Here is a 12,483-nt window from a genome sequence, read left to right on the forward strand (position 1 = left end):
TGCATCCTGAGCGGCTCAGAAGCTCCAGCCGCGGCCGAACAGCTCCTCGCCCGGCGCTCCGCCGCCTCCCGGACCCGCGCCGCGAGCGCCGAGGTAGGAGGAGACGACGGCCGCTCCCAGGTCCTCCGCCTCCGGGTTCACCACCGAGCCGCCGACCCGACGGGCGAGCGAGTCGATGAAGCGCGCGAGGCCCGGGTCGTCGCCCAGGCGGAAGAACGTGGTGTGCGCGCCGAGGCGGAGCGACGCGTCGAGCTCGCGGACCGAGACGGCGACCGTCAGCGGGTCCGGCGGGTAGTCGAAGAAGACGCCGCCGTCGGGCTCGAGGTGCGCGGTCGGCTCGCCGTCGGTGACGATGAGCAGCACCGGCTGCGCATTCGGGTGCTTGCGGAAGTGCCGGTTGGCCAGCAGCAGCGCGTGGTGCAGGTTCGTGCCCTTGTCCCACTCCGCGTCCAGGCCCACCAGCTGCTCGACGTCCATCACCTCGGCGCGGCGGCCGAAGGCGACGAGCTGCAGCGCGTCTCCGCGGAACCGGCTGCTGATCAGGGTGTGCAGGGCGAGGGCGGTGCGCTTCATCGGCACCCAGCGGCCGTCCATCGCCATCGAGAACGACGTGTCGACGAGGAGCGCGACACAGGCCTGCGTGCGCGCCTCCGTCTCCTGCACCTCGACGTCGTCGATCCGGATGCGCACCCCCGAGCCGACCGGCCGGCCCTCGCCGGCGCTGCGGGTGAGGGCGTTGGTCACCGTGCGGGGGATGTCCCAGGCCTCGGCGTCGCCGAACTCCCACGAGCGCGTCGCTCCGGAGCGCTCGCCCGCCGCGCCCGCACGCCGGACGTCGCGGGCGCCCTGACGGCCGGAGACGGTCTCGGCTATGTCGCGCAGGAGCGCCTTCCCGAGCTGGCGCATGGCCTTCGGGCTGAGGGCGAGGCGGCCGTCGGAGCCGCGGCGCAGGGTCCCGGAGTCGCGCAGGGCCCGCTCCAGGCGCTTCAGCGTCTGCGCGTCGACGGAGGCGTCCTCGCCGAGGCGCTTCGCCAGCAGGTCGAGGTCGAGGTCGTCGAGGGAGGAGCGGTCCGTCTGCGCGAGCTGGTCGGCGAGGGCGTCGAGGTCGGCCAGCTCCTGGAACACGCCCGTCCCGTCGCCGAGGCCGAGCCCCTGCTCGCCGTCCATCCGCTCGGAGCCGCCCCAGTCCTCGCCGGGACGGAGCCCCCGCAGGGTCTCGTCGAGGCGGCCGAGGGACTGCATGAGCTCCGGCGTGCCGAAGGCCTCCTGGGCGAGGGCGTCGAGCTCGGCGCGCTGCTCGGCGGTCATCGAGTTGCGCATCCGCTGAGCCGCGGCCGCGCGGGCGGCGAGCGCGTCGATCAGCTCGTCCACCGACTCCGGGCCCTCGGGGAAGTACTCGCCGTGCTGCTCCATGAAGGCGTCGAACTGCTCGGGGGTGTCCTCCCCGCGCGCGTGCGCCTCGAGCAGCTCGTTCAGGTCGCGGAGCATCGCGTCGATCGCGGCGCGGTCCTCGTCGCTCGCGTTCTCGAGGGCCTGCTTCATCCCCTCGAAGCGCTGGTCGAGCATCTCGCGGCCCAGGAGCTCGCGGATCCGCTCGAAGTCGGCGCGCGCCTCGGGGCTCTGCCAGCGGTAGTCGCGGAGCTCCGAGACGGCCGAGGCCGGTGAGGGCGGGAGGCTGTCGAGCTGGATCTCTGCGAGCGCGCGGTCGCCGTCGTCCATCTGCGTGTCGCGGGCGAGCTGCTTGCGCTCGGCGAGGACGGCCTTGTCGAGGAGCTCGCGGATCTCGCGGAGCGTGCCGTCGAGGTTGTTCCTCTGCGTGAGCTCGCGACGCCGCTCGGCGACGCGGGTGGCCAGGTCGTCCAGGCCCTCGCGGTCGCGGGTGCCACGGCGGAGGAACTCGCGCAGGGCGCGCTCGGGCGAGGTGCCGCCCATCACGTCCTCGCCGATCGCGTCGAGGGCTTCCTTCAGGTCGACGGGAGGAGCGAGCGGATCGGGTCCCCCGTCGTACTTCGCGTAGCGCGCGTCGCGCTTCAGCCGGCGGTTGCCGCGCGGACCATCAGCCATAGACGGCCTCGCCCCCGCCCGTCTCCTTGCTCAGCTTGCGCGAGAGGTAGAGGCCCTCGAGGGCGAGCTCGACCGCTCCGGCGCGGCGCCCCTCCCCCACGGCGTCGAGGCGCTCGGCGACCTCGTCGTACACGCGGGCCTCGCCCAGCAGCGGCAGGCCGGCCAGGAACTCGCGGGCAGTCACCTGCTCGCCCGTCGTGATCATCGCGCCGTTCTCGACGGCCTCGACGAGCGGCCCGAGGTCGACGCCGCGCAGGTGGGCGCGGACGGTCTCGGCGGTGGCCTGACGGAGCAGGTGGTCGAGGATCTCGTCCTCGCGGCCCTCCTCCCCCGATTCGAACTCGATCTTGCCGCCGAGCACGTCGACGGCGGTCTCGAGGTCGATGGGGCGGGCGACCGCCTCCTCCTCGCCGCGGCGGGTGGCGCGGTGCAGGGCGGCGGCGGCGATCGTCTCGGCGCCGGCGATGGCGAAGCGGGCGCTGACGCCGCTGCGCTGGTCGACGGAGCTCGACTCGCGCAGGGCCCGCGTGAAGCGGGCGAGGATCTCGATGAGCGCATCGGGCACGGTCGCGACGAGGTCCGCCTCCTGCCGGATGACGGCGACCTCGTCGACGAGAGCCGTCGGGTAGTGGGTGCGGATCTCGGCGCCGAAGCGGTCCTTCAGCGGCGTGATGATCCGGCCGCGGTTCGTGTAGTCCTCCGGGTTCGCGCTCGCGACGACGAGGACGTCGAGGGGGAGGCGGAGGACGTAGCCGCGGATCTGGATGTCGCGCTCCTCCATCACGTTGAGCATGGCGACCTGGATCCGCTCGGCCAGGTCCGGCAGCTCGTTGATCGCGACGATACCGCGGTGGCTGCGCGGGATGAGGCCAAAGTGGATGGTCTCCGGGTCGCCCAGGCTGCGGCCCTCGGCCACCTTCATCGGGTCGACGTCGCCGATGAGGTCGGCGACGCTGGTGTCGGGGGTGGCCAGCTTCTCGACGTAGCGCTCCTCGCGGGACTTCCACGCGACGGGCAGGTCCTCGCCCAGCTCCTCCGCGCGGCGGCGGCTCTCCGTGGTGATCGGCTCGTAGGGGTGCTCGCCGAGCTCGGACCCCTCGATGACGGGCGTCCACTCGTCGAGCAGGCCGACGAGGGTGCGCAGGAGGCGGGTCTTGCCCTGGCCGCGCTCGCCCAGCAGGACGATGTCGTGGCCGGCGATGACGGCGCGCTCGACCTGCGGGATGACCGTCTCGGCGAAGCCGTGCAGGCCCGGCCAGGGGTCGCGGCCCTCGCGCAGGGCGTCGAGCAGGTTGTCGCGGATCTCGGTGCGGAGGCTCTTCTGCACGTGCCCGGAGGCACGGAGCTGGCCGAGGGTCTGGGTCGTCGGGCGCATCACCTCGGCAACGCTACGCCGCAGGTCCGACACGTGGTGGAGGTGCGGCGGATTCCCGGCGCGGGCTTGCGCGGGGGGCGCGCCGCGGACGGCTCAGCGCTCGAGGCGAGGGGCGGCGGCGAGCAGGCGGCGCGTGTACTCCTCCTGCGGTGCGGCGAGGAGCGACGCGGCCGGCCCCGCCTCGACGATCCGACCCTCGCGCATCACGGCGATGCGATCGCTCATGTGGGCGATCACGCCGAGGTCGTGCGAGATGAGGAGGAGGGCGAGGCCGTGACGGCGCTGCAGGTCGTCGAGCAGGTCGAGGATCTGCGCCTGCACCGACACGTCGAGGGCCGAGACGGGCTCGTCGCAGATCAGCACGTCGGGGCGCGTCGCCAGGGCCCGGGCGATCGAGACGCGCTGGCGCTGACCGCCGGAGAGGGTCCGCGGCGAGCGCCGCTCCAGGGCGGGGTCGAGCCCCACGCTCTCGAGCAGCGCGGGCACGGAGGCGGCGCCGGCGTCGCGGAGGAGGCGGCCGACGCTCCAGCGCGGGTCGAACGAGGAGAGGCTGTCCTGGTAGACGGCGCCGATCCGCGGGCGGCGGGGACGGCGGGAGCGCTCGGTCGCTGCCGACCACGGCTCGCCGAACAGCTCGACGGCGCCCGCGTCCGGACGCCGCAGCGCCAGCACGAGCCGGGCCACCGTGCTCTTGCCCGACCCGGACTCGCCGACGAGCCCCACGGTCTCGCCGCGCCGCAGCCGGAGGTCGACGTCGTCGACCGCGACCCGCACTCCTCCGCCGGGCAGCGGGAAGCGGGCGGCGAGTCCGCGGGCCGCGACCACGACCTCGCCGGGGGTGTCGGGCGGGGTCGCCGGTGCGGTCGGGTCGGTGAGCCGGGAGCCGCGCGGGCGCCCGGCGGGGACGGCGGCCACGAGCGCGCGGGCCTCGGGGCTGCGGGGCGCGCGCAGCACCTCGGCCGCGGTCCCCTCCTCCACCACGCGGCCGTCCGCGAGCACGAGGATGCGGTCCGCGAGGCCCGCCACCACCGCGAGGTCGTGCGAGACCAGGACGAGCGCCCGGCCGCGCGCCTTCTGCCCGGCGAAGAGCTCGAGCACGCGGGCCTGGACGGTCACGTCGAGCGCGGTGGTCGGCTCGTCGGCGACGAGCAGCGGCGGATCGAGCGCCACGGCCGCCGCGAGGAGGGCGCGCTGGCGGAGACCGCCGGAGAGATCGCCGGAGCGCTCCCGCATCCGCTCAGCCGGCTCCGGCATGCCGACGCTCGCCAGTGCCTCGACCGTCCGCTGCGCGCGCTCGGCCGCGGGGAGGCGGCCGTGGAGGCGGAGCACGTCGCCGATCTCGCGGCCGATCGGGCGCAGCGGGTCGAGCGAGAGCAGCGCGTCCTGCGGGACGAAGCCGACGGATCCGCCGCGCAGCCGCCGCAGCTCCCGCTCGCCCGCTCCGACCACCTCGGTACCGCCGACGCGGACGCTCCCGGTCACGGCGCCTCCGCTCAGCCCCAGCAGCGCTCGCGCGGTGACGCTCTTGCCCGACCCGGACTCGCCGACGATCGCGACGCACTCCCCCGGCTCCACGCGGAACGAGACCCCGTGCACCACCTCGACTCCGTCGAAGGCGACCCGGAGCACCTCGACGACGACCGCGCTCACCGCGCACCCCGCAGACGCCCGCCGAGGATCGTCGTCGCGATCGTGGTCAGCACGATCGCCAGCCCCGGGAACACGGTCAGCCACCACGCGCTCGCGAGGTAGGTGCGGCCCGCCGAGAGCATCGCGCCCCACTCCGGCGCGGGCGGCTCGGCGCCCAGGCCCAGGTAGCTGAGAGCCGAGGCCCAGACGATCGCCTGGCCGACGCCGAGGGTCGCCAGCACGGCGAGCGGCCCGAAGGTGTTGGGGAGGACGTGCCGGACGAGGATGCGGACGGGTCCGTGCCCCAGCACGCGCGCCGCCTCGACGTAGCCGGAGTCGCGGATGCCGAGCAGCTGCGTGCGCAGGATGCGGGCGTACCCCGGCGCGGTCGAGAGGCCGACCGCGATGGTGGCGGGGACGACTCCGGGACCCGTGACCACGATCACGAGCAGCGCGAGCAGGAGCGCGGGGAAGGCGAAGAGCACCTCGAGCACGCGGCCGATCACGCCGTCGACGACGCGGCCGCCGAACGCCGCGACCACCCCGAGCACCGCGCCGAGGACGAGGCCGATCGCGGTGGCGCTGGCGCCGATCAGGAGGGATGCGCCCGCCCCCGCGATGAGGCGGCTGAGGACGTCGCGACCGGACTCGTCGGTGCCGAGCAGGTGCGCGGCACCCGGTGGGGTGAAGGCGTCGCGCGGGGCGACGGCGAGCGGATCGGAGGGGGCGAGCAGCCCGGGCGCGACGGCGGCGAGCAGGAGCAGCACCACGAAGACCGCGGCCAGCACCTCGCCGGCGCGGAAGCGGGAGGGACCCCGGCGGAGCGGGCGGGCGGCGCGCAGCTCGAGCTCGCTCACGCGACCGCCTCCCGCCGCGCCAGCCGCGGGTCGATCACGCGGGTCAGCAGATCGGTGGCGAGGGTCACGACGATGTACGCCAGCGCCGTGACCAGCACGACACCCGTCACCACCGGCACGTCACGGACCGTCACCGCCGCGAGCAGAGTCCGGCCGAGCCCCGGCCTCGCGAAGATCGTCTCGACCACCACGGCCCCGCCGATCAGGTAGCCGAACGCCCAGCCCGAGAGCGAGACCCCTGGCAGCACCGCGTGGCGCAGCGCGTGGCGGGCGCGGACGCCGAGCTCGCCCTCGCCGCGCGCCCGAGCGGCGAGCACGAACGGCGACTCCAGCGCGTCGAGGAGGGAGCGGCGCATCACCTGGCCGAGGAAGCCCGCCAGCGGGATCGCGAGGGTGAGCGTCGGCAGCACCAGCCCGGCGGGCGACCCTGTGCTGACCGGGGGCAGCCAGCGCAGCGCGGTCGCGAAGACGGCGATCAGCACGGTCGCCAGCCAGAAGTGCGGGAGCGCGGCCGCCGTGAGCTCGAGGCCGGACCCGACCGCGGCGGCGAGGCGGCCGCCCCGGGTCGACCAGAGGGCGGTCGCGAGCGCCAGGATCCATGCGGCGGTGAGCGCGAGCACGGCGAGCAGGAGGGTGCCGGGCAGCTGCTCGCCGAGGATCTGCGCGACGGGAGTGCGCAGGGAGTAGGAGGTGCCGACGTCGCCGCGCGCGAGCCTGCCGAGCTGCACCAGGTACTGCACGAGGAGCGGCTGGTCGAGGCCGTACTGCTCCCGCACCGCGGCGAGCGCCTCGGGCGACGCCTGCGAGCCCGGACCGCCGAGGATCGCCTGCGCCGGATCGCCGGGGACGAGGCGGATGAGGACGAAGACGGCGGTCGCGACGGCCCACAGCACCACGAGGGCGCCGCCGAGGCGGAGGAGCACGCGGCGGATCATGCGGGCGGGCGTCCTCTCTGGTCGGGGCGGTGGAGGGGGGCGTCGTCGAGGTCCGCTCCCTCCGGAGCACGGGGTCTCGATGCGCGACCGTCGGCGGCTACTCGACCAGCATGGAGGACGGACCCCTGCTGATCGAGCAGCCCGCGGAGCGGACGCATCGAGATCCGCCCGTCCCGATCGCGGGGTCTCGATGCGCCGCCGCGGCGGCTACTCGACCGGCACGCGTCCGCTCATCGATCGGTGCAGGCGGCTCGCCGGGGCCGGGTCAGACCCAGGCGTCGGCGAACCAGGGGGTCGACACGGTGTCGAGGGCGACGAGGCCCTGGACAGCCGACCGGTGCAGGTAGTGGTTCTGCTGGTCGTAGAGCGGCAGGATCCAGTAGCCCTCGAGGACGATCCGCTGGGCCTGCTCGTACAGGTCGGCGCGGGCGTCCTCGTCGGTCGTGGCGCTCGCCTGCTCGAGCAGCGAGTCGAGCGCGGGGTCGGCGATCTGCGCGTGGTTGGCGAAGTAGCCGCTCGGCGCGGGGGTGATGCCCGAGGAGGAGTAGAGGATCCGCAGCACGTCGGGTCCGACCTTCGTGTACGGGGCGCTCACCAGCTCGTACTCGTTCGACGCGAGCGCGGTGTACCAGCTCGACAGGTCGAGCAGGCTGATCCGCACGTCGAAGCCGAGGGTCTTCGCCGAGGCCTGGATCTGCTCGAACAGCGACTGCTCGGCCGGGATCGACTGGTTGGTGCTGACGGGGAAGCGCAGCGTCAGCGGCGTGCCGTCCTTCTCGCGGATGCCGTCGCCGTCCGAGTCCACCCAGCCGGCCTTCTTGAGCAGGTCCTCGGCGGCGGCCGTCTCGGAGTCGGACCCGGCGTCCTCGAAGAGCGACGGGTCGGAGTACGCGGTCGCCTCGCGGCTGGACAGCGGGGAATAGGAGCGCTCGGCGGTGCCGAAGAAGAGGGAGTCGATCGCGTCTTTCACGCCGACGCCGCGGACGAACGCCTCGCGGACGGACTCGTCGTCGAACGGCGCCTGCCCGGAGTTGAGCTCGAGGCGGTTGACCGAGCCGGGCCGGGGCGCGTCGAGCTCGACGAGGTCGGTGGCTCCGGTCGCGGCCTTCAGTGTGTCGGGCTGGGCGTTGTCGAGCACGTCGACCTCGCCCGACTGCAGCGCCGCGTAGCGGGTGGCGGAGTCGGGGATGAAGCGCCAGGTGATGCTCGCCAGGTGCGCGGGGCCCTCGTGGCCGTCCCCGGTCGGGCCGGTCGACGCGTCGTAGGCCTCGTTGCGGGTGAGGGTCACGTGGTCCTGCTTGACCCACTCCGAGACGGTGAAGGGGCCGGTGCCGACGGGCGCCTCGCAGTTCGCCTCCTCGCCGCGGGCGATGCCGGCGGGCGACTCGATCGCGGTCCACGGCTGCGCGAGCGACTCGAGCAGCGCACTGTCCGGCGCGGTCAGGGTGAAGCGGGCGACGGTCGGCGAGACCGCGGTGACGGAGGCGACCTTCGCCACGGCGAGGTAGCCGGTGGAGGACTTGGTCGCCGGGTCCTGCAGGTGCGCGATGTTCGCGGCGACCGCCTCCGCGTCGAGGGCGGTGCCGTCGGTGAAGGTCGCGCCCTCGCGCAGGGTGAAGTCGTAGCTGAGCGCGTCGTCCGAGACGGTCCACGACTCGGCCAGCCACGGCGTGATGGTGCCGTCGGCGTCGCGCGAGACGAGCGACTCGAGCACCTGTGTCGCGAGGAGCGCCTGCGGGTAGTTGCCGCCGACATGCGGGTCGAGGCAGGTGGGCTCGGCGTCGCCGGACGCGTAGGTGAGCGTCCCGCCGGCGACGGGTGTGCTGGAGGCGTCCGGCGTCTCGGCGGTGCAGCCGCTGAGCAGGAGCGCGGCGGCCGCGACGGCGGCGGGGAGGGCGAGGAGGCGGGAGCGCAGCGGCATGACGTCTTTCGTGGAGGGGTCGAGGGTGCACGCGTTTCTTGGACGCGACCCAGGAAACGCTAGCAGGGCGCGGAGGCGGCGGACGGGGATCGCTCGGATCCGTGGAGGAGCGCCCGCATCCCGCGCTGGGGAGGGACGAACCGCGCTGTCAGAGGCCCCTGATGCGCCGGGCGGTCGAGAAGGGCCTCCGCTCCTACTGTCGACGCATGACCTCCGCCGTGCTCGCCCTCCTGTTCGGCTCCGCCGTCGCCCTCGTGGGCCTCGTGCCCTGGGCCGCCCTGCAGTACCGGCGGCGCGGCGTCCTCGGGATCGGCAACGCGGTGCTGGCCTTCGCCGCCGTGGTCTACGCGCTCGCCCTCGTCACCTACACGCTCCTCCCCCTGCCCGACGAGGCGACGGTCGCCGCCGCCTGCCGCACCGGATCGGGTCCGCAGCTGCGCCTGTTCGCCTTCGTCGGCGACATCGCGAAGGAGGGCGGGATCGACGGGCCCCGCGCGCTGCTGACGAACCCCGCGTCCGCGCAGGTGCTCCTGAACGTGGTCTTCTTCGTCCCCCTCGGGATGCTCGTCCGCCACCTCGCTCTGCGCGGGCGCCTCGTCGCCGGGCTGATCGGCGGCACCGTCGCCGGCTTCGCCGTCTCGCTCCTCATCGAGGTCACGCAGCTCACGGGCGACTGGTTCCTCTACCCGTGCGCCTACCGGCTCTTCGACGTCGACGACCTGCTGGCCAACACGGCCGGCGCCCTGCTCGGCACCCTCCTCTCCCCCGTCCTCCTCCTCTTCACCCGCCGGACCGAGGGCGCAGTGCCGGAGCTGGCGCGCCCGGTCACGATCCGCCGCCGCGCGTTCGGCATGTTCTGCGACGTTCTCGCGCTGAGCCTCGTCACGGGCGCGCTCGTCTCGATCACCGGGGTCGGCCTCGTGCTCGCGGGGGTGGACACGCGCTCGAGCCCCGGGGACGTGGTTCTCGGAGCCCTGCCGTTCGTCGCTCCGCTGCTCCAGCTCGTGATCGTGCTGCGGTCCGGACGGACCCTCGGCGAGACGGTGGTGCGCCTGCGTCCCGAGCCGCGACCGCTCCTCTGGCAGCGGCTCGTGCGCTGGGCGGCGGGATCGGGCGGCTGGTCGACCCTGCTCGCCGTCGAGGGCGGCTTCTGGTCGCTGCTCGCCTTCGTCCTCGCGGCGGCCGCGATGATCGGCCTGGTCGCGACACGTGGCCGCCGGGGGACTGCGAACGCGCTGGCTCGCCTCGACGTCGTGGACGAGCGGGCGGAGGCGCCGTCCGCCGTCCGGAAGACGGACTGAGAGGAGCCTGCCGGGCCGGCCGGTGGTCAGACCGCCGCGCGGAGCCCCTCGACAAGGTCGTGCTGCGCATCGCGGCCGGCCCGCGTGGGCACGAGCGGGTACACGTGGACCTGCCCGACGGCCTCGTGGAGCTCGAACGGGACCGCGGCGGCCGCCGCCCGCTCGGCCAGCACGTGGGCGTCCGGATTGAGGACGTCCCGCGTGCCGGTGAAGACGGTGAGGGGGCCGAGGCCCGCCAGGTCGCCGAACAGCGGGCTGACCACGGGATCGAGCAGGTCGAGGGCGCCGCGCCAGCTCTCCGCGAGGACGCGACCGCCCGGGGTGCCGAGCCAGGGATCGGTCGGCTGCACCTCGGGGATCCGCAGGTTGCTCCAGGATAGGTCGAGCGCGGGCGAGACGAGGGTCGTGCGCGGCAGGACCACCCCCTCGTCGCGCAGGGCGAGGGCCGTCGAGAGGGCGATCTGGCCGCCCGCAGAGTCGCCGGCGAGGCAGGTCGCCCCGTGCCGCTCAAGACTCCGCAGCACCAGGGCGCGGACACCGTCACGCGCCTCGAGCGCCGTGCCGAAGGGCACGAGCGGGTAGATCGGGAGGGTCACCGCGACGGAGGCCTCGTCGGCGATGCGGGCGGCGAGCCACCAGTGCTGGGGCGCGATCTCGTTCACCCAGCCGCCGCCGTGGACGTAGACGACGCCGCCGCGGATCACCCGCGGGCGGATCGTGTAGACCGGCCAGGAGCCGACCTGCTCCACGTCGACGCGCACGCCGGGCCGGAGGCGGGGCGGCGGGCCGTAGGAGGCGGGACGGAGCGCGCGCTCCCGGATGCGGCGACGGGCTCCCTCCGCGCTGACGAAGGTGCGGTTCGCACGGGCGAGCCGGAGCGCGAGCGGGACGAGGGCATCGGGGACGACGAGCGGCATCGCCCGAGCATCGCGCACCCCGGTGCGCAGCGGCTGGGCGGCGACGGACTGCGCGGCTGCGAACTCTGCGGCGACGGCCTCGGCAGCCACCGACGCGGCAGCCACGGACCCCGCCGCTGATCCGCGGAGGTCGGAATATCCGGCGCGGGCTCCGCGGACGGAGCGTCGGCACCCGCGGACGCAGCGTCGGAGACCACGGACGACGCCCGGGCACCCCGCGCACAGCACGACGGCCCGGCCCGTGGAGGGAGCCGGGCCGGGGCCGCCGGTCCGCGTGGTGCCTGCACGCCCGCGGAGGGCGGGTCGGCAGCGACCTCGCTGTCGCCGTGCGCTGCGGGTCAGCGTCGCGCGGCGGAGCGGCCGGCGAAGCGGGTGTAGACGAGCAGGACGATGATCGCTCCGATGATCGAGCCGATGATGCCGGCGGGCTGGAAGAAGCCGTCCATCGGGTCGTGCTGGAAGATCAGGAAGCCGAGGAAGCCGCCGACGAACGAGCCGACGATGCCGAGCACGATGGTCATGCCGATGCTGATGCTCTGCTTCCCGGGGACGATGAGGCGGGCCAGCGCTCCTGCGATGAGTCCGACGACGATGAGGCTGATGATGAGACCGAGCATGGCGGTCGTCCTTCCGTTGTGCGGGCGGGGGCCCGCTGGTCGGTTCCGCGGTTGCGGGACCGATGGCTACGCAACCACCCCGGAGGAGGCGCCGGTACACCCCTGGGGGTGTGCTCGCCCCGACGAGCCGTGCGGTAGCGTCCGACCATGACCCGCCGTGCGCCCCTCACCGTCGCGCTCGTCGACGACTACGACGTCGTCCTCACGGGCCTCGCGCACATGTTCGACCACTACCGCGATCGGGTGGTCGTCGCCGAGATCGACGCGAACGCCTCCCTCTCCGATCGGATCGACGTCGTCCTCTACGACTCGTTCGCCCAGCCGGAGTCGGACCACCACGAGATCGCGGAGCTGGTGCGCAACGAGCGGGCCGAGCACGTGGTCGTCTACACCTGGAACTTCGCGCCGACGCTCATCGCGGACGCCCTCGAGCAGGGCGTCCACGGCTACCTCTCCAAGACCCTGCCGGCGCGGGAGCTGGTGGCCGCGCTCGAGCGGGTGGCGGCGGGCGAGGTCGTCGTCAGCGATCCTCCGCGGCGGGCGGGCAGCGCACCGGGCCTCGACTGGCCGGGCCGCCACGAGGGCATCACCGACCGGGAGTCGGAGATCCTCGCGCTCATCACGCAGGGCAAGAGCAACGCCGACGTCGCCGCGCTCACCTACCTCAGCCCCAACACGGTGAAGTCCTACATCCGCAGCGTCTACGGCAAGATCGGCGCGACCAGCCGCACGCAGGCCGTCCTCTGGGGCGTCGATCACGGCTTCACCCCGGACCACCACCGCATCGACCACTGGCTCGGCGGCCCCTGACCCGCGCCCGCGGGACGCCGCTCCGGTACGCGACCCGCCGACGAACCCGCTCCCGGG

Annotated in this window: 10 protein-coding genes; 2 read left to right on the forward strand and 8 right to left on the reverse strand. The window is 74.4% G+C overall.

All coding sequences use genetic code 11. From position 1 onward, the window contains the following. Nucleotides 1-15: 15 nt before the first annotated feature. The 6 genes from C5B95_RS03550 to C5B95_RS03575 all read right to left on the reverse strand — a co-directional run bounded on the left by C5B95_RS03550 (nucleotide 16) and on the right by C5B95_RS03575 (nucleotide 8,781). Nucleotides 16-2,064, reverse strand: a complete 2,049-nt coding sequence (locus C5B95_RS03550) for a VWA domain-containing protein (protein ID WP_104348480.1) — start codon at nucleotides 2,062-2,064, stop codon at nucleotides 16-18. Further along, nucleotides 2,057-3,439, reverse strand: coding sequence for a magnesium chelatase (locus tag C5B95_RS03555; RefSeq protein ID WP_104258216.1), 1,383 nt, complete (start codon nucleotides 3,437-3,439; stop codon nucleotides 2,057-2,059). Before C5B95_RS03555 ends, C5B95_RS03550 begins: the two co-directional genes overlap by 8 nt. A 93-nt stretch (nucleotides 3,440-3,532) precedes the next feature. Continuing rightward, on the reverse strand, nucleotides 3,533-5,089 hold the full coding sequence (locus tag C5B95_RS03560; RefSeq protein ID WP_104348481.1) for an ABC transporter ATP-binding protein: 1,557 nt from the start codon (nucleotides 5,087-5,089) through the stop codon (nucleotides 3,533-3,535). Then, nucleotides 5,086-5,925, reverse strand: coding sequence for an ABC transporter permease (locus tag C5B95_RS03565; RefSeq protein ID WP_104348482.1), 840 nt, complete (start codon nucleotides 5,923-5,925; stop codon nucleotides 5,086-5,088). Before C5B95_RS03565 ends, C5B95_RS03560 begins: the two co-directional genes overlap by 4 nt. After that, on the reverse strand, nucleotides 5,922-6,860 hold the full coding sequence (locus tag C5B95_RS03570) for an ABC transporter permease (protein WP_104348483.1): 939 nt from the start codon (nucleotides 6,858-6,860) through the stop codon (nucleotides 5,922-5,924). The genes C5B95_RS03565 and C5B95_RS03570 overlap by 4 nt, the downstream gene beginning before the upstream one ends. A gap of 265 nt (nucleotides 6,861-7,125) precedes the next feature. Continuing rightward, entirely contained in the window at nucleotides 7,126-8,781 is a 1,656-nt protein-coding gene (locus tag C5B95_RS03575; protein WP_104348484.1) for an ABC transporter substrate-binding protein, read from the reverse strand. Between the two features lie 206 nt (nucleotides 8,782-8,987). Here C5B95_RS03575 and C5B95_RS03580 point away from each other — a divergent pair, with 206 nt between their 5' ends. Further along, the gene (locus C5B95_RS03580; RefSeq protein WP_181067986.1) at nucleotides 8,988-10,082 is read left to right on the forward strand and encodes a VanZ family protein; all 1,095 of its coding nucleotides are present in this window, start codon (nucleotides 8,988-8,990) and stop codon (nucleotides 10,080-10,082) included. 26 nt (nucleotides 10,083-10,108) lie between these two features. On the opposite strand, the gene C5B95_RS03585 is transcribed toward C5B95_RS03580, so the two are convergent. Both C5B95_RS03585 and C5B95_RS03590 read right to left on the reverse strand, forming a co-directional pair. Further along, nucleotides 10,109-11,104 (reverse strand): alpha/beta hydrolase, encoded by a 996-nt coding sequence (locus C5B95_RS03585; protein WP_258059769.1) that lies wholly within the window; start codon nucleotides 11,102-11,104, stop codon nucleotides 10,109-10,111. A gap of 233 nt (nucleotides 11,105-11,337) precedes the next feature. Then, nucleotides 11,338-11,616, reverse strand: coding sequence for a GlsB/YeaQ/YmgE family stress response membrane protein (locus tag C5B95_RS03590; protein WP_104225042.1), 279 nt, complete (start codon nucleotides 11,614-11,616; stop codon nucleotides 11,338-11,340). 147 nt (nucleotides 11,617-11,763) lie between these two features. Here C5B95_RS03590 and C5B95_RS03595 point away from each other — a divergent pair, with 147 nt between their 5' ends. After that, nucleotides 11,764-12,426, forward strand: a complete 663-nt coding sequence (locus C5B95_RS03595) for a response regulator transcription factor (RefSeq protein WP_104225041.1) — start codon at nucleotides 11,764-11,766, stop codon at nucleotides 12,424-12,426. The last annotated feature ends 57 nt before the right edge of the window (nucleotides 12,427-12,483 follow it).

The organism is Rathayibacter sp. AY1A7 (assembly GCF_002930845.1).
GTDB lineage: Bacteria > Actinomycetota > Actinomycetes > Actinomycetales > Microbacteriaceae > Rathayibacter.